This is a genomic window from Fibrobacter sp., from assembly GCF_017551775.1.
Lineage (GTDB): Bacteria > Fibrobacterota > Fibrobacteria > Fibrobacterales > Fibrobacteraceae > Fibrobacter.
The window spans coordinates 14,224-39,922 of record NZ_JAFZKX010000095.1; the positions used below are offsets into that span (position 1 = coordinate 14,224).

Annotated in this window: 12 protein-coding genes and 1 tRNA gene; 5 read left to right on the top strand and 8 right to left on the bottom strand. The window is 56.0% G+C overall.

The genetic code is table 11. The annotated features are described in order from the left end of the window. Positions 1 to 21: 21 nt before the first annotated feature. From IK012_RS11505 to IK012_RS11515, 3 genes are all read right to left on the bottom strand, one after another. Positions 22 to 3,435 carry an MFS transporter gene (locus tag IK012_RS11505; RefSeq protein ID WP_290954657.1) on the bottom strand — a complete coding sequence of 1,138 codons (3,414 nt, stop codon included), beginning with the start codon at positions 3,433 to 3,435 and terminating at the stop codon, positions 22 to 24. A gap of 145 nt (positions 3,436 to 3,580) precedes the next feature. After that, complete coding sequence (locus IK012_RS11510) at positions 3,581 to 4,453, bottom strand: hypothetical protein (protein ID WP_290954665.1); 873 nt, start codon at positions 4,451 to 4,453, stop codon at positions 3,581 to 3,583. Between the two features lie 83 nt (positions 4,454 to 4,536). Next, complete coding sequence (locus tag IK012_RS11515) at positions 4,537 to 4,839, bottom strand: type B 50S ribosomal protein L31 (protein ID WP_173380226.1); 303 nt, start codon at positions 4,837 to 4,839, stop codon at positions 4,537 to 4,539. 98 nt (positions 4,840 to 4,937) lie between these two features. Between IK012_RS11515 and IK012_RS11520 the strand changes: the two genes are divergently transcribed. Next, positions 4,938 to 5,564: a hypothetical protein gene (locus IK012_RS11520; protein WP_290954669.1), complete on the top strand. Its 627-nt coding sequence runs from the start codon at positions 4,938 to 4,940 to the stop codon at positions 5,562 to 5,564. Positions 5,565 to 5,621: 57 nt separating this feature from the next. Here the strand turns inward: IK012_RS11520 and IK012_RS11525 are convergent, their stop codons facing one another. The 4 genes from IK012_RS11525 to IK012_RS11540 all read right to left on the bottom strand — a co-directional run bounded on the left by IK012_RS11525 (position 5,622) and on the right by IK012_RS11540 (position 13,880). Next, the gene (locus IK012_RS11525) at positions 5,622 to 7,856 is read right to left on the bottom strand and encodes a DUF6055 domain-containing protein (RefSeq protein WP_290954671.1); all 2,235 of its coding nucleotides are present in this window, start codon (positions 7,854 to 7,856) and stop codon (positions 5,622 to 5,624) included. A gap of 121 nt (positions 7,857 to 7,977) precedes the next feature. Continuing rightward, positions 7,978 to 8,865 (bottom strand): hypothetical protein, encoded by an 888-nt coding sequence (locus tag IK012_RS11530; protein WP_290954674.1) that lies wholly within the window; start codon positions 8,863 to 8,865, stop codon positions 7,978 to 7,980. Between the two features lie 136 nt (positions 8,866 to 9,001). Beyond that, positions 9,002 to 12,430, bottom strand: coding sequence for an MFS transporter (locus IK012_RS11535; RefSeq protein WP_290954677.1), 3,429 nt, complete (start codon positions 12,428 to 12,430; stop codon positions 9,002 to 9,004). An 85-nt stretch (positions 12,431 to 12,515) separates the two neighbouring features. Then, positions 12,516 to 13,880 (bottom strand): Xaa-Pro peptidase family protein, encoded by a 1,365-nt coding sequence (locus IK012_RS11540; protein ID WP_290954680.1) that lies wholly within the window; start codon positions 13,878 to 13,880, stop codon positions 12,516 to 12,518. Between the two features lie 112 nt (positions 13,881 to 13,992). Here IK012_RS11540 and IK012_RS11545 point away from each other — a divergent pair, with 112 nt between their 5' ends. From IK012_RS11545 to IK012_RS11560, 4 genes are all read left to right on the top strand, one after another. After that, positions 13,993 to 14,310 (top strand): hypothetical protein, encoded by a 318-nt coding sequence (locus IK012_RS11545; RefSeq protein ID WP_290954682.1) that lies wholly within the window; start codon positions 13,993 to 13,995, stop codon positions 14,308 to 14,310. Between the two features lie 77 nt (positions 14,311 to 14,387). Then, positions 14,388 to 15,260, top strand: coding sequence for a PhoH family protein (locus tag IK012_RS11550; RefSeq protein ID WP_290954688.1), 873 nt, complete (start codon positions 14,388 to 14,390; stop codon positions 15,258 to 15,260). Between the two features lies 1 nt (position 15,261). Then, the gene (locus IK012_RS11555; protein WP_290954697.1) at positions 15,262 to 17,547 is read left to right on the top strand and encodes an HDIG domain-containing metalloprotein; all 2,286 of its coding nucleotides are present in this window, start codon (positions 15,262 to 15,264) and stop codon (positions 17,545 to 17,547) included. Positions 17,548 to 17,721: 174 nt separating this feature from the next. Continuing rightward, positions 17,722 to 17,797: transfer RNA gene (locus tag IK012_RS11560), tRNA-Asp, on the top strand. A 472-nt stretch (positions 17,798 to 18,269) separates the two neighbouring features. On the opposite strand, the gene IK012_RS11565 is transcribed toward IK012_RS11560, so the two are convergent. Continuing rightward, positions 18,270 to 25,610: a tandem-95 repeat protein gene (locus tag IK012_RS11565; protein ID WP_290954700.1), complete on the bottom strand. Its 7,341-nt coding sequence runs from the start codon at positions 25,608 to 25,610 to the stop codon at positions 18,270 to 18,272. Positions 25,611 to 25,699: the final 89 nt, after the last annotated feature.

Here is a 25,699-nt window from a genome sequence, read left to right on the forward strand (position 1 = left end):
AATTTAGTTTATTTTTGATTCCTAACCCGTAATGCCGAGGCGTTCCATGGCAATCTTCTTGCCCGTCTGCACGTCGCTCTTGCCGCTACCAAGTTTCGGAAGCTCATCGACCTTCACGACGGCGCCCGGAAGCATCAGGGGCGGGAGTCCGACCTGCTTAAGCATATCCTTCACTTCGGCTTCTTCCTTATCGCCCGCATACACCAAGACGATCTTCTCGCCCTTGCTCCCGTCGGGGACGGCCACAGCGAAATGGTCGATTTCGTCGAACAGGGCGCATTCCGATATCTTGAAGTCCACGGAGCCGAGGCTCACCATCTCGCCGCCGAGCTTGGCAAAGCGGCTGTAGCGGTCCACAATCGTAAGGTAACCGTCCTCGTCCACATGGCCCTTGTCGCCCGTCTTGTACCAGCGCTTGCCGTTGATGACTGCAATCGCCTGCGCCGTACGATCCGGATCTTTCAGGTAACCCTTCATAATCTGGGCACCGCCAATCAAGATAAGGCCATCCTCGCCCACGCCGAGTTCTTCCATGGTATCCGGGTCCACGATGCGGAACTGCGTCCCGGGCAGCGGAGCGCCGACGGTACCCGGCTTGTTGCCCTCGATAACCGTCTTGTAGTCGTCCATGAGCACGTCCTTCGTGTTCACAGCCGCCACCGGAGTCGTTTCCGTACAACCGAAGCCTTCGAAAATCTCGATCTTGAACTTGGTGCGGTAAAGCTGGCGCACATCCTCGCGAATCTTCTCGGCGCCGGCGTATATGGCACGGACATGCGAGAACATCAGCGGGTGCACCGCACGGTTCAGGCCCCACATGCGCAGGAACGTGCCCGTGGCCACCATGATGGAAACCTTGAACTGGGCACACATGCGCGACACGAGCCTAGCGTCCGTCGGGTCGGGGCAGGTCGCCACCGGCACGCCTTCCACAAGGCAAAGCATCGTCGTGATGGAGAACCCGAACGCATGGAACAGCGGGAGCGAACCGAGGAACACGTCCTCCGCGCTAGGCAAGAGCACACTTTCGCACTGTTTGATATTGCCCATCAGGTTCTGGTGCGTGAGTTCCACGCCCTTCGGGCGGCCTTCGGAACCAGAGCTGAATATGATGGTCGCCACGTCGTCGAGGGTAACCTTCTTGAAGAAGCGCAGTTCCAGGTACCAGGCCGGCAGGAACATCACCCGCAAGAAGTTCTTCACGAGGGTCGACTTGTGCAGCTGCTCCTTCAGGTCTTCCATGTAGTAGACCTTGTAGTTGTCGAGCAGTCTCTCCATCGGGAGGCCCTTCTGCTTCAGCTTCTCGATAAACACGCGTGCGGTAATGATGGTCTTCACGTCCGCGACACCGCAGCAGTAGTCCATCGTCTCGGGCGTATTCGTGTAGTTCAGGTTATATACGGTCTTGCCCTTGATGAGGCAGGCCATGTTCACGATGATGCCCGGACCGGAGGGCGGGATAAGCACGCCAATCTGCTTCTCGCCCGCCGTTAACTTGTCAATCATTCCCGAGAAAGAGAGCGCGGCAGTCGCGAGCGCATTGGCGGAAAGGTGGTTCCCGTCGGGGCTATACACCGAGGGGCCGCTCCCGATACGCTTCACCGTGCGAATCCAAGCGGATGCCACCGGGCGCAGCTTGCGGATGTAGGTCGTCCATGCGGTAATCGAGAGTTCCTGCACCGCACGCTTAACCATCATCGGGCTCGTATCGAGCGGAAGGCTCTCGCCAAACGCGACAGAGACGATTCGGCCACCGCTATGCACCATATCCTTGAAGCCGGCGTCGGCCATGGAGTAGCTACTCCCCCACAGGCCCTGCACATAGAACGGCAAAAGCTTCACACGCGGCACGTCCTTGATGGCGGCCGAGTAATCCAGACGGAAGCGGCTCATGTTGCCCGTCGAAGTCATCGCGTTCTCGGGGAACATCACCACGGCTTCCCCACGCATGAGCGCCTTGCGGGCAGCCTCCATCGCGGGTCCCGGATTCGCAATATCGAGGTCGATAGTCTCCATCTGCGAAAGCAGGAGCCTCACGTACCACTTCTCGAAAGGCCTGCGCGTAATCACGAAGCGCATCGGGCGCGGGCTTGCCATCTGGATCATCGCCCAGTCGATATACGAGATGTGGTTACCGACCAAGAGCACAGGACCTTCCCACGGGATGTTCTGCACGCCGGTCACGAGGAACCTGTAATGCACGGAGAGCACCGAGCGCAAAAGCTGGCGCAGAAGCGTCTGCGGCAAGGCCCAGAGCGCCCAGACCGTCCCCACAAGGCATACGATGCCGAGGACGAAGAACAAGTTTATCTTTGCGAGCCCGACATAGCGGAGGGCGATAATCGCGAGAATGTCGAACACGATAATGCTGAGGTTCTGCACCATATTGGACAGCGAGAGCACATGGCCCGCGGAGCGCGGTTTGGTGTTGTAGAGCATCGTCGCGAACATCGGGAGCGCGAAGATACCGCCGCAGAACCCGAGAAGCGCGAAGGCAATCGAGTTGTAGGGGCGCGGAATAAACGGGATAAGGAAGATGAGCACGGACGCACCGGCCGTCCCCATCGGGATAAGCCCCATCTCGATAAAGTTCTTGGACATGCGAATCGCAAACAGGAAACCAGCGACAAGGCCGATGGCCGTACCGAAGATGGCGTAGTTCGCAAGAGCGTCCTTGTCAAACAGGGAGCCGGAACTAAACTGGTCCTGGATGACGAACACCATGAGGAAGATAATGACCCAGAACATCGACTGCCCGACGAGCGCCTGGCGGAGCGGCCTGTTCTTCCAGGCCTTCGCCATCTTGCGGCGAGCGTACTTGGTCGTCCAGTAATACTTCCAGGGGAACTTCAGATCCTTGTCATAAGCACCGATGGAAGGGAGCCTGAGGGCAAAAACAAACGCGAGAAGCTGGAGCCCGCCAAGCGTATAGAGCACGGGCAATGTCAAGTCTGCGCGCACGGCAAAAGCGAGTGCCACGCCCGCGAAGAACATCGCGCAGAACGTCACAATCATGAGCGTCCCGCTTCCGTTCGCAAGGAAGCGCACACCCAGAAGTTCCTTCAGGTAGCCGTTCTTGGCCGGACTCTGGAAGGCCTGCAGCACAAAGAACAGCCCCACGCCGGCAAACATCATGATGAGGTTCCCGAGATAGGCACCCGCACAGAACAGGCCAATCACCGGGAGCGAAAGAAGCGTCGTCCACACAAGCACGCGTTCCTTCGGGTGCTTGTCCGAAGCAAAGCCCGCAGGCGTCAAAAGCAGCACGCAGGGCAGCAGGAACAGCAGGTGGAGCACATAGAACTGCCACGAACCCGTAGGCGTGAAGCCCATGCGGTTGAGAACCAGTTCAGTATAGGCAACAACCGCCGTAGAGACGGCCACCTGAGTAAAAGCCAAGCCAAAAAACGAAAAACAGCCTTTCACCTTTTTCATTTCTACTTTCCTTTCAAGATCGATCCAACGGGGCACAAACCCCGCTCCCAGTAAATATAGCAAGCGCCGACATATATAAGAAAGGACGGCACCCGGATGGGTGCCGTCGCTAAGCAATTCTAGGCGGTATAGAGCCTAAACCAGCTTACTTCACTTCGAAGTAGTAGGTCTGGAGGGTCTTGCCTTCCTGAGAGAACTGGATAATCTGCTTGCCCTTCGGGAGGTCACCAGTAATCTTGTAGAGGTTTTCGGCAACGTAGGTCACCTTAAGGTCGGTGGACTTGCTCTTATCCGGGAAGATACCCTTCACGTCGGTCTCGACGAAGCCCTTGCAGTCCTTGTGGTTTGCAACCTTGTCTTCAATCGCGGCGAAAGTCTTGGCGACGAGCGGAGCGGTGACGGAGGAAGCGTTCACGTAGAGCACGTTGAGCTTGCTGTCAACGACGAGCGGCTCCTTGAGGGTGAGCGTCTTGGTTGCAGCGGCGGCAGTCTTGCCCTTAGCCTTCTTGCCCTTCTTGTCAGCCTTGGGCGGAACCTTGGCACCATCGGTGGACTGAGTCATTTCAAGGCGGTAGCCGGCGACAGATTCGGTGCACTGGGTAGAGAAGAGCACCCAATCGTTGTTGATCTTGGTCGGGGCCTTTTCGCCCGTCTTGTAGAGACCCGGATTCACCTGGTCGCTGTAGATGTAGAGCTTGACCTTGAGGTTCGGTTCGGCTTCGGAAGTCTGAACCGGGTTACGGCTCTTGATGTACTTGGAACGGCCGGCGAGGATGCGGTAGCTGCCCACGGGAACCTTTTCGAACTTGAATTCGCCCTTCTGGAGTTCAGCCTTGTACGGGTACTTTTCCTTGGTGGTCGTGAAAATAGTGGAGTCCATCCATACGGTCGGCATCGGGACGGCCTGTTCAGTGAACGGATCAAGAACGACACCTTCGATAGTACCAGTCTTTTCGCAACCGGTCATGGCCATGGCGACGAGAGCCGCGGCGCAAGCAGTAAGAATTTGTTTCTTCATTTTTTTTCCTTGTTTTGAAAACCCAGTTGAATTTAAAAAAAAATGCCCCCCGCAACGTGGAGGGCATCGGAAACAGCCTAAAATTAAGCTTCTTCTTCGGCCTTGGCGGGCACAGCCTTGCGGGTCTTGCGCTTTGCGCCCGTGATGTTGCCAGCGAAACGCTTGTTGAAGCGATCGATACGGCCAGCCGTATCCACGCGGTGCTGCTTACCCGTCCAGAACGGATGGGTATCAGCGGTGATTTCAAGGGAAATCACGCTATGTTCAACCCCATCGATAGTCTTCTTTTCGGCGGAAGACTTCGTGGAGCGGGTGATGTATTCTTTACCCGTATTCGCATCGACAAACACGACCGGTTGATAGTTAGGGTGGATACCTTCTTTCATTTTTCAAATCCTATTGAAGTGAATTATTTGGAGTTCCAAATTTAGCAGTTTTTGAGGATTTTGGCAAGATACGGGCTCTTTTTTTGTATTTTTAGAGCATGAAAACGCTGAAATGTCTAATTGCCGCCCCACTCATGACCGGGTTGGCCCTTTGCTTTACCGCCTGTAACGATGAACGTCCCGTAGCTAAAATCATCAAGGTGGACCAAAAAATGCCGCTCATCGAGTGGCCCGACAGCGTTTACGTGAATTCCCTCGATTCCATTCTCGCGCTGGAACCCGTCAGAAAGCCGAAGAACGAGAACGTGACGAACCTGCGCCTGAACCCGAACAAGGCGCCCGTATTCAACCTGCCCTCCTCCGTCACGGGCAAGCCCGACAAGAAGACCGCAAGCAAGGATGTGCGCAAGAGTAATCAGGAAGCCCGCGGCATGGGACTCCCGCAAGGCCAAAGCAACGACGCTTTCGGCAAGAAGGGCGAAGCCTTCAGCGACAAGTTCATGCGCGCCATGTCGGCGCTGCAGTCCGACCCGAACAACTCGAGCCTGTACAAGATGGTCGTCGCGAACGAAGAGGATCTTAGCAAGTTGCTGCGCCGGACCTATGGTGCCGGTTCGCAGAGCCTCCCCGGCTTCCTAGTGAGATCCGAACTGCAGACCGTTAACCCAAACGTCGACCTCGACCACCTGAGGGCAGGCGACAGGGTCAAGGTCCCGCGGCTCTAAAGCCTTATTTTTGCCCTATTTTCAAGCGGCTAATTCAAGCAGGCAAAGGCCCGAAAACTACCTCGGGCTCTTCCGGCCATTCACGCGGAAGCGGAAATCGCGCCCGTTTTTCTTGAATTTTACGAACAAACTCTGCTCTTTTGAATCGAAGTAGATTTTCGGTTCGTGCATTTCCGTAGCCGGCATGCGAGCAATGTTCCTGATGGCAATCGTAGTATCCTGACCCGCAGGATTTCCGGATGTCCCGACAGAATCCTCCGCTATGGCGTACCACACGGCATTCTCGATACCCGCCGTCGCGTCGGTGGGCGGTTCCGTCAGATTCGCGCCGTAATTCGGGTTGTTCAGCATCGCATCTTCAACCAAGCCGAAGAACACTCCCTTCGTGAGTTCCTTGCTGAAATTGTTCTCGAGGTCGCCACGCAGCTGCGCCGTCCCGCCGACAGTCTTGTATTCAAGCGGCCACATCACGCCGTAAACCTGTGCATCGTCCTTGATGGTGCTTTCAAAAATCACCGAAAGCGCGCCGACCTTCGCGTTCCCGCTGATGCTCCCGCCCACGAGCCAGGCGTCTTCTTCGAGCACGGCGTCGTCGCTGACCGACCCCGCGCTCATGAAGGCACGCCCGCGAACAACGGCGTTGTCGCCGACGGAACCACCATTAATAACTGCAAAATCCTCGATGCGGGCCTTCCCCGTAACGGTTCCGCCGTTCACGACCGCATTCGGCCCGACAAATGCAGTGGTGGCCACGGTCGCCTTGCCGCTTACCCACCCCCCACCATTGGCGTGCTGCTTGTAGCCGCTTGTGTTCGCGGGTTTCCAGAAATCCTTGTTGTAGCCTTCGGGTGCGCCGTTCACGACCTCAATCATGTACGGATAGCGGTAGATGCTATAGTAGAACTGGTCCCAGAGAATCGTCTGCATCTCGGTCGGGGTCGCCGCCACGGCAAGCCACAAAGCCTTGTCGCTTGCCTTCGTCTCGATTTCAAGGTTGAATCCCGTACCGTGCTTCATCTCGCTGTAACGCGCGGTCCCGTCCGCACCTTCGGCGACAAGGCCCGCCGTCCAGCCCGAAGCCGGATCCGGCAACTTGTCCGGCGCGTAGTTGCACCAGTTGTACTTCTTGCCCATGTAGTCGTCGGTATTGTCGCCAAAGCAGGTGTAGCCCTTGACGGTCGGCTTGTCCTGCACGATTCCGCGGAACTTGACCGAGACCTTCCCCGCCTTGTCAGGGTAAAGCCGCACCAGATTGTAGCCCCAGCGCTGCGGAGCCCAGTAGCTCGGCGAAATGTATCGGTCGGGGCATTCCCCCGAAACGGCGGAATCGCACTCCATCTTGTTAAGCATCGTCACGCGGGCATGGTTGCTGTAGGGGTAACCTACACCGACACTGCGCCTCGTCGAAAATTCGTAATCGCCCCAGGCCTTCTTGTACAAAGCCTTCTTTTGGGGGACGTACTCGAGCGTCGCCTGCTTCATCGCCCACCGGCCGAACTCTTCGTTCAGGTCGTCAAGCGACCACTTGTAAACCATCATCATGGCCGTGAAGGGCGTCTGGTCCATAAGCCCGTCCTCGCCGTCGGCGATGGATTCCGTCCAGATGCGGTTCACCTGCTTGGCCCCCTCGATGCCGCCACCGAACGATTCCTTGAGGTGTTCCATGAAATGCCAGTTGCAGTAACGGTCGCGCGTCGAGCCGTAATACAGGAACGGGAAATCGATAAGGTATTCCGAACAGCCGGGAGCCTCATTCGGGATAAACTGGTGGGCCATCCAGTTCGCATGCGATTCGCAAACCCAGCCCGTATGGCTGTTGTTGCCCATCCATCCGGCAAGGCTCTGCATGCCGTGCGCATATTCGTGCGCAAGACCCCAGCGGTCGCTCAAGGAGCCCTTCCCGAGCCAGATGCCGGGAGAACACCCACCGTCGCCACAGGCCTCGTTGTTGTCGCCCCCGTAAAGCGCGCCCATCTTCTCGTCGTCAAACACGTAGACGGCAACCTTTATCTTGCTATTCGGATTGCCGGGCTGCGGCAGCGCCCATTTTAAAGAATCATGGTAAAACGTGAAAATTTCTTCCAGGATATCCAGGCCCTTCTGCGCCTCGTCGCTCGAGATTCCCACCATGTTCGTGGAGCCGTCGTCGTATTTGTCCTTGCGGCATATCTCAAAATGCTCGGACGCACGGACAAGCCTATGCCCGTGCGGTTCGCATACAGGATTCCACGTGACAGCGCCTGCACTGCACAAACCGCCAAGGAAAAGGGAAACCACCACCCATCTTTTCATAAGCACTCCTATTGGCCCGGATTTATTCCCAAACTACGAATGAATATATTCTTTTTTGGGCCCCGTAGGACTGCGCAAAGGAAAGAGTAAATAAAAAAAACGCAAAAGCGGCCGTAAAAGGCTACCTTGCACGGCCCAAGTTCTTGTAATCGGGCGTAAGCTTCACGCAGTTCGTGTCCTTCGGGGCACTGCGGTAAAGCGCGAGTTCCTTAGTAAAAACACCCTTCGCCGAGGCCGAAACGCTCCACTTGCTCCCGGCGGGGCATCCCGAAATGTCCACTTTCGATACCGCGGTGAACCTCGTAGATGTAATCTTGTAATCAAAATAGTCCGTCGATGCGGAATCGCCCAGCTGCAGGGCCTTCGCGTTCCCGACATAGGCGTTCTTCGCGAAGAAATCCTTCTGCGCGTTGATGTAGGCCAGGGACTGTTCCTGCATGTCCCTGACCGAGGCGGCAAGCTCGTTCTCCTGAGCGGTCTCGTTGCAGCTGCGCACCGCGAAAACGGCAACCACCACCGCGACAATACACACGAGCGGAAGCGCTATCTTCTTGAGCGGCACGTTGCCCAGCTTTTCGAGCACCTCGCCGATGGACTCACCCTCGGGTTCAACCTCCTTCCCCTTCTGCCACTTGAGCAATTTCAAGGCCACAAGGATGTGGAGCATCTGTCGCGGGAAGGCAAGCCCCGCCGCGGCCACCAGAATCAGGAGCACGGAAATCACCAGCAAGACGACGAGCGCGACATCCGCCATGGGGAGCAGCCCCTCGGCTTCCTTCAGCAGGCCGAGAAGTTCCTTGTCCTCGGAGAAATTCTGCGCGGCAAACCGCCCGGTAAAGTTGTTGTACCGAGCAAGTCCGAGCGTCACTGCCCCGCGGGCCATTTCAAGCACCGCGGCGAGCACGCGTTCCAAGAGCAAGAAAACCATACCCACAAGGGCAAACAGCGACGCGACGAGGTGCGCTGTCCGTACCGGAGCCAGTCCTTGGATTTTCTTTTCTTCAGTCATAATCTAATGGAGTTAATAGTTCCTAGTTACTAGAATATCTTATACCAAAATGCTTCTTGATGTCGTCTATGCTAGTAACTAGTAACTCAGAACTAGGAACTTCTACGCTCTAAGTTCTAATTTCACATCCTACATTTTATTTCATTCCGGCGAGTTCCTTCGCGAGCTTCTTGGCTGTGGTAAAGTCCGCCTTGCCCGTACCGAGCTTCGGGACCTTCTCGACGGCAAAAGCAGCAGCCGGAAGCATGATCGGCGGGAACCCGCTCGCGCGCAGTTCAGAAAGCACGTCCTTCGGGTCCTTTTCACCCTGGTAGAGGAGCACAATCTTTTCGCCCTTCGCCGAATCCGGAATCGAAGTCACCACGTAGTCGCAGCCTTCGAGCACCGGCGTATCCTGAATCTTCTTCTCGACAGCACCGAGGCTCACCATCTCGCCACCAAGCTTCGCGAAGCGGCTGTAGCGGTCCACGATCGTGAGGAAGCCGTCCTCGTCGAGGTAGCCCTTGTCGCCCGTGCGGTAGTAGCGCTTGCCGCCAATCATCACGGTCACGTCCTTCGTGCGTTCCGGATCCTTGAGGTAGCCCACCATCACCTGGCAACCGCCGATGAGGATCATGCCCGCCTCGCCCGTCGGCAGAGGTTCGTTCGTATCCGGATCCACAATCAGGAACTGCGAGCCCGGGAGCGCCATGCCCACGGTACCCGGCTTGTTGTTCACCTGCATCGTCATGTAGTCGCTGTGCAGGTTGTTCTCGGTATTGATGGATGCCACCGGAGCGGTTTCGGTACAGCCGTATCCTTCGTAGATTTCCTTGCCGAACTTGAGGCGGAATGCGGTCGCAAGTTCCGGACGCAATGCTTCGGCACCAGCGATAATCAGGCGGACATACTTGAGCGCCATCGGGTGCACGTAGCGGCTAATCGTAAACGCACGCAAGAAGGTCGGGGTCGCGACGAACGCCGTAACGCGGAATTCCGCACATACGCGGGCCATGGTCTTCACGTCGGTCGGGTCGGCAACCGTCACGATGGGGCAACCTTCGGTAAGGTTCAAGAGCGTAGTCACCGTGAGGCCGAAGCTATGGAACAGCGGGAGTTCCGAAAGCATCACGTCGTTGCGCGTCACGTTGAAAATACAAGCGAGCTGCTGGATATTGCCCATCAGGTTCCTGTGGCTCAGCATCACGCCCTTCGGGGTACCTTCAGAGCCCGAACTGAACATGATGGCGGCAATGCTGTCGAGGCTCACGCGCTTGCGGAACAAGAACTTGATGAGCCATGCGGGCGCAATCATGCAGAAGAACATGTAGAACGCGATCTTCGCCTTCGGAATTTCCTTCATCAGGTCTTCGGCGTAGAGCAGGTTCAGGTTCTCGCCCGCTATCTTCGAATAGTCGTTTCCGCGGCCCTTGAGCTTTTCAACGAACATGCGGCTCGAGACGACCGTCTTCACGTCGGCGCGGGCGGCACAGAACTTCACGTTGTCGACCGACGAGGTGTAGTTCAGGTTCACGTTGGTCTTGCCACAGAGCCAGAGCGCGAGGTTCACAATCACGCCCGCCGGAGAAGGCGGGAGCATAATGCCCACGTTCTGTTCTTCGGGCCCAACCTTTTTCCTCAAGAGCTTGCTGAACGCGATAACCGCGCCCATGAGCTTGTAGCCCGAGAAGTGCCCGCCGTCCGGATTGTAGATGGCAGGGCCGTTCTTCACGTACTTCTTGTACGTCTTGATCCAGGCGTCGCCGACCGGCTTCACGAACGAGACGGAGTAGTTCCAGGCGTCGATGGAAATCTTGCGGATGATGGCACGAACCTTGTTCGCGGGCGTCGTCGCATCGATAGGCGCACTGAAAGCGATGGTCACGGTACGTTCGGCGCTCGCGCCGTACATGTTGGAGCCGCTGTAGCTGAAGTTCGAGCCCCAGAGGCCCTGGATGTAGAACGGCACGACGGTCGCATCGGTACCTTCCACCGCCTTGGAATAATCTATGCTGAAGGGTTCAACGTGCGGGGAACGGGAAACTTCGCCCGTCGGGAAGATGACCACCGCATGGCCTTCCATGAGGCGGTCGTGAATCTTCTTCATCGCCTCTTCGGGGTGGCGGTTGTCTATACGGATGCTTCCCAGGCGCTTGAGCATGGAACGCAGGTACCACTTCTCGAAATGGTCCTTGTTGCTCGCGATGCACAGCGGGCGCGGGCAGGCCATCTGCACCATGGCCCAGTCGATGAAGCTGTGGTGGTTACCGACCAAGAGCACCGGTCCGTCATTCGGGATATTGCCCACATTGAGCACGCGGATCTTGTAACGGCTAAAGACAAGGCGCAAGAGCGAGCGGACGAGGGCCTGCGGAAGGTTCGAAATGGACCAGTAGAAAACGCCCACCGATATGACGGCCAGCCCGATGAAATAGTATTGCGGCTGTATGTCCGTGTAACGCACCATAGTAGAATACACGAACAGGAACACCACAAGTACTAGCGCCTGGATAAGATTCGCAAGCGCAAGCACCCAGCCGGAATTGTTGGGGCGCGTGTTGTACTGCAGAAGGGCGTTCACCGGCACGAGGAACATGCCCCCGAAGATACCGATGGCGCTATAAAGGATAGACAGGGCAACCGGATGCACCATGAACGGGATGAGGAACATGCAGATGGAAGCACCGGCCATGCCGAGGGGGATAAAGCCCGTCTCGATGAAGTCCTTGGAATTGTGGGCGGCGATGATGGAGCCCACCATGAGGCCAACGATGGTGAACGAGAGGAAATTCTGGAGCGTGGCTACCGTCTGGGAGCCGGACACGTCCTGGAACATGAGGATGAACACCTGAGCCATGGCCCAGAACATCGAAAGCGTAATGATGGTGGCACGCAGCGTGCGGTGGCGCCAGCCGAAGCTCAGGCGGCGACGGGCCACGGAGAACTTAATGTTGTGGTCTTCGTACTTGACCTTCGGCACGAGGAAGCTCGCGACCGTACCGAGGACGCTCACGCCCGTCAAAATCCACGGAATGACGACGGATTTCGAAAGCAGGAAGCCCACAGCCTCATAACGGACGAGCGATTCCAAGTCGATGAGGTTAATACCCACGATGACAAGCCAGCTCGAAGTAATCACGCCGATAATGGAGAAAATCTGCAAGAAGGCGTTAGCATAGCTCAAGTTGTGGACGCCGAACATCTCGCGGACAATCGCATACTTGGCCGCACTGTGGACCGCGAATCCGGAAGAAAGCCCGATAGAAAGCCAGAATGCGACTCGCGGGCAGTTGCAGGAAACCAGAACCGCCTGGGCAATCACGAACGCCGTCATGAACAGCGCAGACCAAGCCAGAATCTTATTCTTGGAGAACCTGTTGGTAAAGAACCCGGCGGGCCATATCATCAAAACGTAGGGCGCGAGGAAAAACACCTGCAGCATGAACGTCTGCCATATCTGGCCAGTATCCGAGTCGGAAAAAGAGCCCGAGAGAATTTTCTGGGCATAGATGAACACACCACACTGTACGAAGGTCATTGCGAGAATCGACAGGAAATAGCGGATAGATCCTTTAACTTTCCACATTTTTGCACCTTTATAAAATCGGGTAGGAAAAAACGTGACGTAAAATCTAGAAATTCTCGGTGTTTTCCCCAGTGAAAAAGGGCCGTTATCGGCCCATCAGCTTCTCGATTTCGGCAATTTCCTTCGGAATATGCTTTGAAACATTTATAAAACCACTTTTTGTAACAAGAAGGTCATCTTCTATGCGGATGCCTATTTGCGCAGTAATACGCCTGCCGCCAAATACGCCCGAGAACTTGCCGTACAATCCCGGTTCGCAAGATATGAGCATACCCGGTTCAAGGACCACGTCGAGCGAGCGCGAGCCGGGGTCGCCCTCGTGAATCTGCTCGCCGATAAAATGGCTCACCCCGTGGGGGCGCCTGTCGTACAGCAGTTCATACGAACCCTTGGCCCCCTGCACCAGCCTAGTTTCTAGTTGCTCCATTATATAATCCCAGGGAACCTGCCCGATATCCCTCAACGAGACCCCGGGCTTCACGAACTTCTGGTATTCCGCGGCAGAATCTAGCACAATCTGGTACAGGAGCTTCTGCAGCGGGTCGAACTTGCCGTTTACCGGAACCGTACGCGAAATGTCGCTGTGGAGCGAGCCCATGCGGATACCGAAATCCAGCAGCACGAGTTCGCCAGAGACGAGCGGCTCGTCCTTTTTCACGTAATGCAGGCAGCAGGCGTTCTTCCCGCAGGCGGCAATCGTCGGGAACGCGAGGTCGCCGTCGCTCCGGCGCTGCATCTCGTAATCGAGACGCAGCGCAAGCTCCCGCTCGTTCCTGAATTCAGCAAACATGGGCAGCACCGTACGGAAGGCCTCGTCCGTCACCTTCTGCGCGGCCTCGGCATCCGCGATACGCTCGGGTTCGAGCGGGAGCCGCAACTTCCAGTGCAGAGCGGCGGCGCTCCTGAGCGAAATTCCAGTCCCGCGCAGGGACTTGAGCATAGACTTCCTGAACCGGTCGTTGTGGTCGTCCCTGAACTTCTCGAAATAGTAGGCGTAGGCATGCCCGCCCTCCGGGAGACGGGAGACGCGCAAGGCTATTTCGTCCCAAAGCTCGGATTCACTACGCACGTCGGCGATTCCCGTAACCTTCGCCACATCGCTGTCACCTTCCAGGTACCCGAGGCGCTTGCCGTTCCAGAACTCCCTGAACGGATCCTTCGGCGGCACGAAAAGGATTTCCTCGCCCGTCGCGGGGTCGAGCAGCAGATAACAGCCCGCCTGGTTGATGCCCGTGAGAAAAAGGAAGGCCGGTTCCTGGATAAACCGGTTCCAAGTCTGCACGTAGGCCTCCTCGGAACCCGGATCCGCGGGGATACCGGCTATCACACAAAATGAATCAAGCTCCTTGAGCATCGCCTTGCGGCGTTTCCTGTACAGATTTCTCGAATTGTAGCGCGGAGAATCAATAAAAACTTGTGAATAAGGCCTGGAAATCGCTTTTGATGCCATTTTATCCTCTAAGTAAGTAAAATTTCGCTATAAATTTACCATTTTCGCTAACCTTCCACATTAAAATATTATAGATTTTAGGCATCACAGACTAGAATGGAGCCTGAACAAAATGTCTCTTACAAAAAAATGGAAACTTATCCTCGCCTCTCTCTCCTTTGCATTCTTTACCGCATGTGCCGGCGGATCTAACGGCGGCAGCAGCGAAGGCTATTACGCCGATGACGAAGGTACGGAAGAGGTTTCCGGAAGCGGCAGCACCAGCAAGAAGAAAGCTTCTGCCCCGAAGGAAGTTATTGATGAAAACAAGCTGAAGAAGACCGAAGACGAAGCTATGGCCGCTAACGAAGAAAACCACAAGCTCCGTAAGGAAATCTTCGATGCCAAGAACAAGTTGGGCATCCCTGTGGAACGTCCCGACGCCGAGTAGGCAGTTTGGAACATTATTCCATCTCAGATAACCTGAAACGCGTTGTTTCAGGTGAAAACGAAACGGTTTTCCGCTTATTGGAGAGCCGTTTTTGTGTTGAAATACAGACCAGGCTTCCGGGGCTATCGGTCAAGACGACCGACAAGTCGGACGTCCACGGCCTGTTTTCCGTGCTGGACCAGCTGAAATTCATCGCAAAACGCGGTGGCGTGCTCACAGCGAAAGAAGTGGACCGCCTCATCGGGCAACCGGAACCGGGGGAACCCGTAGATCTGGAAGCCCTGCCGACGGCGCCCATCCTCAGGAACAGGTTCGGCATCGCCATCACGGCGAAGACCCGCTCGCAGGCCGAACTGGTCAAGGCGGTCGACAAAAACGACATCATATTCGCGAAGGGCCCCGCCGGCACCGGCAAGACGTTCCTCGCGGTGGCGCTCGCCGTCGCAAGTCTCGAAAAACGCGAAGCCGAGCGCATCTGCCTTGTCCGCCCCGCAGTCGAGGCGGGCGAATCCCTCGGGTTCCTGCCGGGCGACCTCAAAGAGAAAATCGCTCCTTACCTGCGCCCCATCCATGACAGCCTCTCCGAACTTCTGCCAGCCGAAAAACTCCGCCGCTACGAAGAAACGGGGGCCATCGAAGTCGCACCGCTCGCCTACATGCGCGGGCGCACGCTCAAGCGCGCCTTCATCATCCTGGACGAGGCACAGAACACCACCAAGGCGCAGATGAAGATGTTCCTCACCCGCCTAGGCCCCCACAGCAAGGCCATCATCACCGGCGACACCTCGCAGGTCGACCTCGCGAAGGGCGAAGAATCGGGCCTGAAGCATGCCATGCGCATCCTTTCGGGCATACGCGGCATCGCGCAAATCGAATTCGACAAGACGGACGTTCTCCGCCACCACCTGGTCAAGGACATCCTACAAGCCTACGAAAACAAGGAAAAGTGAAATGAAGAAGAAGCAGAAAAGAATCCATCTCGCCATCGGGTGGATACTTATTACGATACTGGCCATACTCCTTTTCCCCGATAAGAACATCGCCCTGCAGGCGGAACACCCGCATTTGGGCCAGCTGAGCACGCGCACCATCGTCTCGACGCTCAAGTTCGACATTCCCAAGTCCAAGCAGGAAATCGAGGTCGAACGCCAGCGCGCCGAAGAGAAGGTGAACGCCATCTTCGGGTACAACACCGACGAGACAAACCGCATCAGCGAAGACCTCAAGCAGTACCTGCAGAAACTCGCGCAGTACGGCTACCTCCAGGCGCAAATCAGCGCGAACGGCGGCAACGCAGAAAGCAACGACTCCCTGCAGCGCAAGGTGCAGCAGGCCAGCCGCATTTACGAGACCCTCAAGCAGCGCGTCTCCGTCACCGCCATTCGCCCGCTTAGCCAGAATTCCAAGGCGCGCGATTCCCTGCTCGCCACGTTCAATCGCATGCTCGAGAAGGGCGTCTCCAACACGCTCGTCGCGAAAACCGAGACCGAAGTACAGTTGTTCAGCAACAACTACAACCTGCAGAACACCAAGGCCATCATCTACAACAAGCCCACGGTCTCGCTCATCAAGGACAGCGAAGAAAACACGCTCGAAGTGAGCGAAATCCAGCCCATCCAGCGCCGCGTCGAAGAAGCGTTCAGCCAGTTGCAGCGCGCCTTCCCCTCCGATCAGAGCCTCCAGAGTGCATTCTACGAAATCCTCTACGTATTCACGCTCCCCAACGTATTCTACCTCGAAAAGGAAACGCAGGCCCGCAAGCAGGAAGCCCGCGACAAGGTCACCCTCATCAAGGGCATGGTCCCGCGCGGCGTCGAAATCGTCACGCAGGGCACTCCGGTGACCAAGGAAATCCTCGAAAAGCTCGAAGCCTTCCAGCAGGCGCAGCAGAAAGAAGAAAACGCCCGCACCCTCACCGCCCCTTACGGCCAGGTGCTCGTGTTCTTCGTGTGCATCACCATCCTCTTCTGCTTCTTCGCGTTTTCTTCGTCCACCAAGACGCTGCGCACCCCGCGCCAGCTTTGGAGCCTCATGGCGCTTCTGGCCCTTCAGCTCGTCGCCTTCTGGCTCATGCACAACTTCTCGGACAGCCTCAACAAGCTCAACGTGATGCCGCTCCCCGAAGGAATCGACATCATGTGGCTGTACCCGTTCGCCATCACGCCCGTCATCGCGATGGTGCTTTACGAACAGCGCATCGGCATCGCCTTCGAGGCGTTCTCCTCCATATTCTTCGGCATCCTCAACGGCTACGACCTCGCGGCCATGGTCACCGTGTTCGGAGTCCTCTCCGTCCTCACCTACCCGCTCATCCGTATCCGCTACCGTATCCAGTTCGTCTGGTCCATGATGGCCGGCGTAATCGGGCTCGCCTGCGCCATATGCATCATGTTCCTGCTGCGTAACCGCATGGGATTCACCCCGTTCTACCAGACGCTCATCGCAGGCTCCGTGAATATCATGATTTGCACGGCCATCGCGTCGGTGTTCTTCATCCACCTTGTCGAGCGCATTTTCGGCATCACGACCGTCCTTACGCTCATGGAAATGTCCGACTTCAACCGCCCAGCGCTCAAGCGCATCTCCGAGCTTTCTCCCGGCACGTTCCACCACAGCATCCAGGTGTCCAACCTCGCCGAAAAGGTCGCCGACAGCATCGGCGCCAATTCGCTCCTGGTGCGCGTCATGGCGCTCTACCACGACATCGGCAAGACCATGCGCCCGGAATACTTCACCGAGAACCAGAAGCAGGGCGTGAACCCGCACAACAATATCGATCCGGAACACTCCGTGAAAATCATCGTGGGCCACGTGGTGCAGGGCAACGTGCTCGCCAAGGAATACAAGCTCCCCGACATCGTCACCGCAGGCATCAACGAGCACCACGGCACGACGCTCATCCAGTATTTCTACCACAAGGCGGTCGAAAACGCAGCCGCCGAAGGCAAGACCGTCAACGAGGCGGATTTCCGCTACAAGGGCCCCAAGCCGCAGACCAAGGAAACCGCAATCCTGATGCTCGCCGACATCATCGAGGCCACCAGCCGCTCGATGACCGACCAGAACCAGGAAAGCCTCGCCGACATGATCCACAACACCATCCAGGGACGTTTCAATGAAGGACAGTTCAACGAGTGCGACCTTTCCATCAAGGAACTGTTCAAGCTCGAGAAGGCCTTCTTGCACAGCCTGGACGGCACGTTCCATACCCGCGTCAAGTATCCCGGCCAGAAGTGACAAAGATGCGCATAGCTCGTCTTTGTCATCCTGAACTTGTCAAAGGAAAAGTTCCTGCGCGCTAGAAAAAAATTTTCTCAAAAAAATTGCAAAAAAAGCGCTTTTTCACTTGACAAGAACGGAATACATTTGTATATTTGGCACGTTGATTGAGAAATCAGTCACAACCACTCTGGGGTGGTAGCTCAATTTTGGTTAGAGCACCGGCCTGTCACGCCGGAGGTTGCGAGTTCAAGCCTCGTCTATCCCGCGAAAAAGTCCTCTCGAAAGAGAGGACTTTTCGTTTATTGAGCAAAGCGAAATAAACCAAATATCCACCTTCGAAAGAAGGTCTTTTTCGTTTATTGAGCGAAGCGATACAAGCCTAAAAAGCTCTATTACATACCAAGGCATATGCTCCGCTCATTTAGTATGTAAAGCGAATGGGCTCTCCAATAGGCTTACATACTAAACGCCTAAATACTTGCCGCTGGTATGTAAAAACACGACTCGACAACATAGAAACAGGCCCAAAAGCAGCATTGCGGCCCCGTCATCCCTTCTTTTATCTCAAAAAGCACCCTCCAGGCGCACAAAATTACATACCAAATGGGTATAAAACATCGATTAGTATGTAAAGGCTAAAAACGCCCTCCCCCACACACTACACATCGCGACTTCCATAAAGAAAAACCCGCGCAGGTTCACTGCACGGGTTTTGTCAATTCATTCAAGAAGGAAGATTACCTTTTCTTCTTTTTCTTCTTGCCCTTTCTGTCGTCCTTAGCGGGCTTTTCTTCTTCCTTCGGTTCTTCAACCTTCGGAGCCGGCTTCGGAGCGTTGCCACGCAGGTCCTTCATCTTGAAGGTAACGTTGACTTCGGCGGTTTCGACCTTGGAGTAGACTCCACCCGGATCCTTCACCTTGAAGGTGAATTCATCGAGGCCGGAGAATCCGCGGTTCGGCGTGTAGGTGAAGCTACCGTCGCGCTCGTTCAGCTCAATCTTGCCGTTGCGCGGACGCTGCACCAGCTGAACGGCCACGGGCTTTTCGCCATCGGCATCGGAAACGCCATTCATCAGGCCTTCAGATGCGGTCACCTTGAGCATTTCGCCTTCCTGGGTCATGTAGGTCTGGGACTTTGCCACCGGCGGGTCATTCACAGGAATAACCGTGAAGGTAGCAGTCTTCTGGGCCTTAGCACCTTCCGGGTCGGTCACCGTGAACGTGATACGTTCCGGCTTGCCGTTCCAGTTTTCGTGCGGCTGGGACACAGTGAGGATCCTCTTGAACTTGTCGTACTTCACCTGCAGGAACTTGTTGCCAGTCCAGGTCCACTTGAGCTCTTCAGGCCTGTGGTCCTTGTCGCGGGCATACTGATCGGTCTTGATGGTAGCGATAACGCCTTCATTGTCATCTTCCCTGATGGTGAAGTCCTGGATATCGCGCATCACCGGAGCGGAGTTCACGTGCTTCACGACGAACTTGACGACGGCCTTGTCCATTCCGCCTGCCGGGTCCTGAGCCATGAACACGAGGGTTTCTTCGCCGAACCAATCCTGCCTCTTGGGCTTCACGACGGCTTCACGACCGCCAGAAATCATCACGTCGAGATTCTTGGCGCCGGAGACCTTCCACTTGATTTCGTGCGGCTTGTGGTCGGGGTCAGTCACGTACTGGTCGAGCTTGATAGCCTTGAAGGACTTGCCTTCGAGGGTTTCCTGGCCCGGAATTTCCTGCACGACCGGCGGGTCGTTCACAGGACGCACGGTGAACTTCACCTTCACGGAGGCCTTTTCACCAGCCGGGTCGAACACGTTCACGGTCACGGTTTCGGTACCATACCAGAACTTGTTCGGGGTCTCGGCGGTAAGCACGCCCTTGTCGCTGATTTCAAACTTCATTTCATGCTTGACCGGTCCATCTTCGGGGTCGACAGGCTTAGCCTTCTTGCCCTTCTTGGCAGGAGCGGCCTTGGCACCCGGGACGTCGTTATCGAGAGACCACTTGAGATCTTCAAGCTTGTTGTCCGGATCGCTCACGACCTTGCTGAAGTCGAACGGCTGGAACTGCTTCTTTTCGTCGATTACGAACGGCTGCACCGGCTTGAGTACCGGAGGATCGTTGACCGGAGTCACTTCGAAGGTTGCGCTCTTGGAAGCAGAAGCACCGGACGGATCCTTCACGGTGAACGTGAGGGTTTCCTTGCCGAACCAGTTCGGGTTCGGGGTCACCACCATGGCGCGGCTGCCCTTGATGTCAACCTTCAAGTCCTTGTTGCCGGCAACAGACCAGCGGAGTTCGGCAGGCTTGTTGTCCGGGTCTTCGGCGGCCTTCGAGAGGTCGACCGGAGCGAACTTTTCCCTTTCCTTGATCTTCTGGCCAGGAATGAACTTCACGACCGGCGGGTCGTTCACCGGAGTCACTTCGAAGGTGACCTGCACAGTGCCCTTAGCGCCTTCCGGGTCAATCACGTCGAGCTTGACCTTTTCAGTACCGCTCCAGAACTTGTCCGGAGTAGAGACAACCAGTTCCTTCTTCGCATTCACGGAAGCCTTCAGAGAGCGGGTAGAGCCCACTTCGAACTTGAGCGCGGCGAACGGATGATCCGGATCAGACACGAACTGAGAAAGATCGATCGGCTTGAAGTGTTCCTTCTCCTGGATGGACTGGGTCGGAATCGGCTTGATGACCGGAGCGTCGTTCACGGATTCCACGAGGAAGTTCACCGTCTTGGAGGCCTTAGCGCCTTCCGGGTCGGTGACCGTGAAGGTCACGTTGCGTTCGCCATGCCAGAACTTGTCGGAAATGTTGATGCGGGCGATGTTCCTGCTGTCGATTTCCACCTGGAATTCGTCAACCGGAACCGGTGCCGGAGCGGCCTCTTCGACCTTCTCTTCCTTGGCGCCCTTCTTGCCCTTCTTCGCGGGCTTCTTGGGCTTGACTTCCTTCTTCGGAGCGGCGACAGGGCCGACCTTCGCGACAGTAGCCGTCCACGTGAGCTGTTCGTTCTTGTGGTCGGGGTCACGCACAAACTTGTTCAGGTCGATTTCCTTGAACTGGCCCTTTTCCTTGATCCTCTGGCCAGGAATGTCCTTCATCTCAGGAACGTCGTTCACCGAGGTAATTTCGAAGGTCACCGTCTGCGAGGTAGCGGCACCATCCGGGTCCTTGACTTCCAAGACCATCGTCTCGGGTGCGCACCAGAAGTACTTGTCCGGAGCGGAGACGGTAAGGATGCGGCTCGGAGAAATTTCAGCCTTGAGCTTCTTGTTGCCAGTGACAGTCCAAACGAGTTCGTTCGGCTTGTTGTCCGGGTCCTTCACGAATTCGTCGAGCTTGATCTGCTTGAAGTTTTCCTTTTCCTTGATCTTCTGGTCAGGAATCTTCTTCGCAAGCGTCGGCGGGTCGTTCACGCGGGTCACTTCGAAGGTCATCCTGTGGTTAGCAGAAGCGCCTTCCGGGTCGGTGACGGTGAACGTGAGCATTTCGCGGCCAGACCACTGCGGATCAGGCACAGAAACGATGACGGTGTTGTCCTTGCGGATATCAACCTTCAGCTGCTTGTTGCCCGAGACACTCCACTTGAGGCTGGTGGCCGGATGGTCCGGATCAATAGCGAGGTTAGCAAGGTCGATCGTCTTGAAGCGGCCGCCTTCGCGGATGGTCTCGCCCTGCGGAGCCTTCTCGGCAATCTTCGGCGGGTCGTTGATAGAACGCACTTCGAAGCGTGCGGTCTTCGAGGTCTTGGCGCCTTCCGGGTCGGTCGCGGTGAACGTGATGTTCGCGGCACCGTTCCAGAACTTGTTCGGGATTTCGATGGTCGCCACCTGGTTCGCATCCACGCTGACCTTGAGAGTTTCAACAGCCGGAGCCTTCACTTCGGGTTCGGCCTTGGCCTTCTTGCCCTTCTTCGGGGCCGGTTCGGCGGAAGCGAGCTTGGCGGGCTTCACTTCGAAGCTCCACTTGATATCAGAAGCCTTGTGGTCCGGGTCCTTCACGAGGTCGCCGAGCCTAATGGTCTGGAACTGCTTCTTCTCGTCGATGGACTGATCCTTGAGTTCGCGCACGAATTCAGGAGCGTCGTTCACGGATTCCACAGTGAAGGTGACCTTGCGAGAATCGGAAGCGCCTTCCGGGTCGGTGACGGTGAACGTAATCGTCTCGGAACCGTTCCACTGCGGGTTCGGCTGAGAAACGGTGACCTTGTGGCTGCCGTCCATCTGCACCTTGAGTTCCTTGGCGCCTTCAATCTTCCACTTGAGCTTGTTCTTGGCGTGGTCGAGGTCATCGACGAAGTTATCAAGTTCGATAGGCTTGAACTGGCCCTTTTCCTTGATAGTCTGGTTCGCGATATCCTTCATAATCGGCGGGTCGTTGATGGACTTCACCGTGAAGGTGACCATGGCCTTGGCAGCGGCACCTTCCGGGTCGGTCACGACGAACGTGATCTTCTCGGTACCGTTCCACATCTTGCTCGGGGCCTTGACCGTAGCCTTGCCGTCCTTGCTGATGTCGACCTTCAGGTCCTTGTTGCCAGTAACTTCAATATTGAGCTTTTCGTACGGATGATCCGGGTCCTTGATGATGGCCGCGAGATCAATCGGAGTGAATTCCTGCTTTTCTTCGACAATCTGGTCTTCAATCTTGCCGATGGTCGGAGCGTCGTTAACGGAGGTCACGGTGAAGAGCGCCGTGCAGCTGGCCTTGCCGCCTTCCGGATCTTCCACCTTGAACGTGATTTCTTCGGCACCGTTCCAGTTCTTGTCCGGAATGATGATGCGGGCCATGCGGTTTTCCACCTTCACGGACAGCTTCGGAATATAGGTCTTCGGAGCACCCTTCGCCGGCTTCACGTCGAAGCTCCAGGTGAGCTGTTCGGGCTTGTGGTCCGGATCAGCCACGATGTCAGCGAGGTTGATAATCGCGAACTCGCGCTTTTCAGGAATGGTCTGATCCTTGATGGGCTTGGTGAACACCGGCAGGTCGTTCACGGATTCAACGGTGAACTTGACCTTGCGGGAATCAGCAGCGCCTTCCGGGTCGGTAACGGTGAACGTGATAACTTCTTCGCCGTGCCAGAACTTGTTCGGGGCGGTAACGGTCACCACATGCTTGGCATCCATCTGGACCTTCAGGTCCTTGTTGCCGGAGAACGTCCACTTGAGCTTGGAGTTGTCGTGGTCCTCGTCCTTCGCGAAGTCATCCAGCGCGATGGGCTTAAACTGTTCCTTCTCCTTGATCTTCTGGCTTGCGATATCCTTCATGACCGGCGGGTCGTTGATGGACTTCACCGTGAACACGGCGTCGCTCTTGGCAGCAGCGCCTTCCGGGTCGGCAACCGTGAAGGTCACCTTTTCGGAACCGTTCCACTTCGGGTTCGGAGTCTTGATGGTGGCAACACCGTTCTTGTCGATATCGACCTTCAGTTCCTTGTTGCCAGTGACAGTCCACTTGAGCTTTGCAAATTCATGGTCAGCGTCGTTCACGAGTTCGGCGAGGTTCACCGGGTTGAACTGCTGCTTTTCTTCAATCATCTGGTCCGGGACCTTCTTGAGTTCGGGCACGTCGTTCACGGACTGCACCGTGAAGAGGGCCTTAGAAGAAGCCTTTGCACCTTCGGGGTCGGTAACCGTGAAGGTAATTTCGGCGGCACCGTTCCAGAACTTGTTCGGGATATTTACCTTGGCGACGTGCTGGGCGTCGATTTCAACAGAAAGATCGCCGTCCTTGCCCTTCACCGTCGGCTTCACGTCGACAGAGAACGTGAGATCAGAAAGCTTGTTGTCGAGGTCGCGGACCATTTCGGCAAGCTTGATGGGCTGGAATTGACCCTTTTCCTTGATAGTCTGCGGCTGGATCTGCTTCACGAATTCGGGCAGGTCGTTCACGGATTCCACCGTGTAAGCGATGGAGCGTTCGTCAGAAGCGCCTTCCGGGTCGGAAACCTTGATGGTAAGCGTCTCGGAGCCGTTCCACTGCGGGCTCGGCGGAGTCACCTTCATCACGCGGTTCGCGTCGACGACAACCTTGAGTTCGCGGTTGCCGGTAATCGTCCACTTGAGCTTGTCCTTGCCGTGGTCGAGGTCATCGACATACTTGTCGAGTTCAACATCCTTGAACTGGCCCTTTTCCTTGATGGTCTGTTCCGGAATGTCCTTCATGACCGGCGGGTCGTTGATGGACTTCACCGAGAGCTTCATCGTGGTCTTAGCCACACCGCCTTCCGGGTCGGTAGCAGTGAACGTGACAGTCTCGGAACCGTTCCAGAGTTCGTTCGGAGTCTTGAACGTGACTTCGCGAGTCTTCTGGTTGATGTTGACCTTGATGTCCTTGTTGCCGGCGACTTCGACCTTCAGCTTCGAGATGTCGTGGTCCGGGTCAGAAAGGTATTCGTCGAGAACGATGGAAGAAAGTTCGGTCTTCTCTTCGACTTCCTGGTCAGGAATCTTCTTGAACACCGGCTTGTCGTTGATGGAGCTTACCGTAAGGGTAACGGCCTGCTTGATGGAAGCACCTTCCGGGTCGGAGCAGGTGAACGTCGCCACAGCGGCGCCGTTCCAGTAGGTGTCGGGGATTTCGATAGAAGCGATGCGGTTCTCGTCGATGTTGACGACGAGCGTTCCGGATTCGGGCTCCTTGCCCTGGTGCTTCACGTCGACATCCCAAGAGAGTTCAGAATTCTTGTGGTCAGCATCCTTGACGAATTCGTCAAGCTTGATCTTGGCAAACTGCTTCTTTTCTTCGATGGTCTGGTTCGGGATAGTCTTCGTGAATTCGGGCTTATCGTTCACAGAGTTGACGGTGAACGTAGCCTCAGAAGTGGCGCAAGCGTTAGCCGGGTCGCACACCTTGAACTTGAGCGTTTCGGAACCATTCCAGAACTTACTCGGGATGGCGATTGTGGCAGTACCGCCGGCAATCTTGACCTTCAGGTCCTTGTTGCCAGAAACTTCCCACTTGAGCTGTTCCATCTTGTGGTCCGGATCCTTCACGAGCTGCGAGAGCTCGATCGGCTTGAATTCCTGTTTTTCTTCGATGGTCTGTTCAGGCACGTCCTTCGTGAACTCCGGCGGGTCGTTGATGGACTTCACCGTGAAGGTGGCCTTCGTGCTCACCGCCGCACCAGCGGGGTCGGTCGCAGTAAAGGTAACGGTTTCAGTTCCGTTCCAGAATTCGTTCGGGATCTTGATGTTCGCGGTACCGTACTTGTCGAGGTCGAACTTCAGGTCCTTGTTGCCCGTAATGGCCCACTTGATTTTCGAGACGTCATCATCGACATCGCTCACGAAGTCCGTAAGGGAGATAGATTCGAACTCGTTCTTTTCTTCGATGGTTTGGTCAGGAATCTTCTGCAGCACGGGAGCATCGTTAATCGGCTTCACCGTGAAGAGAGCCGTCTTCTTGTCGGACGCGTACTCGCCGTCGGTCGCAGTGAATGTAATCTTTGCAGAACCGTACCAGTTGGTATCGGGGATGATAATGGTAGCGACGCGCTTCGGGTCGATTTCAACGTTGAGGTCGCCTTCAGCTTGATCCTTGCCCACCGGTTGGATGTCGAATTCCCACAAGATCTGGTCCTTCGGGTGGTCCGGGTCAGTCACGAATTCATCGAGTTTAATCTTGGTAAACTGCTTGCCTTCGTCGATGTTCTGTTCGGGAATGGCCTTCATGACAGGCGGGTTGTTCACGGATTCAACAGAGAAGTTGACCGTCTCGGAACCAACAGCACCCTTGGAGTCGGTAGCCGCAAACGTAATGTCTTCGGAACCGTTCCAGTACTGGTCGGGGACCTGCAGGGTGGCCACATGGTCGTTCGAGATGGACACCTTGATGCTCTTGTTGCCCGATACAGACCACTTGAGCTGCGCGGGCTTGTCCATGTCGTCCGAGACATAACTATCAAGCTTGATCGGAGCGAACTTGCCGCCTTCGTTGATAGATTCCCCTGGAATCCCGTTCACTGACGGCGCGTTGTTTTCGACCGCCGGGGACTTGCCAGAATTTTCCTGCGCAATTACGACAGAGGCTAGAACTCCAGCCGATGCCAAAAGCGCTGTAACAGGCCATTTCATTTTATTCATCTTTTACTGTCTCCCATAATACTGCCACAAGCATCATGAATTTTGCCAAAAAACAAAAACAGGCACGCTTGCTACATGCGTGTTATGCG

Bases quoted from the DNA above. Each gene is read 5' to 3' on its own strand.
- IK012_RS11505 (WP_290954657.1), bottom strand. From the start codon at position 3,435: ATGAAAAAGGTGAAAGGCTGTTTTTCGTTTTTTGGCTTGGCTTTTACT.
- IK012_RS11510 (WP_290954665.1), bottom strand. From the start codon at position 4,453: ATGAAGAAACAAATTCTTACTGCTTGCGCCGCGGCTCTCGTCGCCATG.
- IK012_RS11515 (WP_173380226.1), bottom strand. From the start codon at position 4,839: ATGAAAGAAGGTATCCACCCTAACTATCAACCGGTCGTGTTTGTCGAT.
- IK012_RS11520 (WP_290954669.1), top strand. From the start codon at position 4,938: ATGAAAACGCTGAAATGTCTAATTGCCGCCCCACTCATGACCGGGTTG.
- IK012_RS11525 (WP_290954671.1), bottom strand. From the start codon at position 7,856: ATGAAAAGATGGGTGGTGGTTTCCCTTTTCCTTGGCGGTTTGTGCAGT.
- IK012_RS11530 (WP_290954674.1), bottom strand. From the start codon at position 8,865: ATGACTGAAGAAAAGAAAATCCAAGGACTGGCTCCGGTACGGACAGCG.
- IK012_RS11535 (WP_290954677.1), bottom strand. From the start codon at position 12,430: ATGTGGAAAGTTAAAGGATCTATCCGCTATTTCCTGTCGATTCTCGCA.
- IK012_RS11540 (WP_290954680.1), bottom strand. From the start codon at position 13,880: ATGGCATCAAAAGCGATTTCCAGGCCTTATTCACAAGTTTTTATTGAT.
- IK012_RS11545 (WP_290954682.1), top strand. From the start codon at position 13,993: ATGTCTCTTACAAAAAAATGGAAACTTATCCTCGCCTCTCTCTCCTTT.
- IK012_RS11555 (WP_290954697.1), top strand. From the start codon at position 15,262: ATGAAGAAGAAGCAGAAAAGAATCCATCTCGCCATCGGGTGGATACTT.
- IK012_RS11565 (WP_290954700.1), bottom strand. From the start codon at position 25,610: ATGAATAAAATGAAATGGCCTGTTACAGCGCTTTTGGCATCGGCTGGA.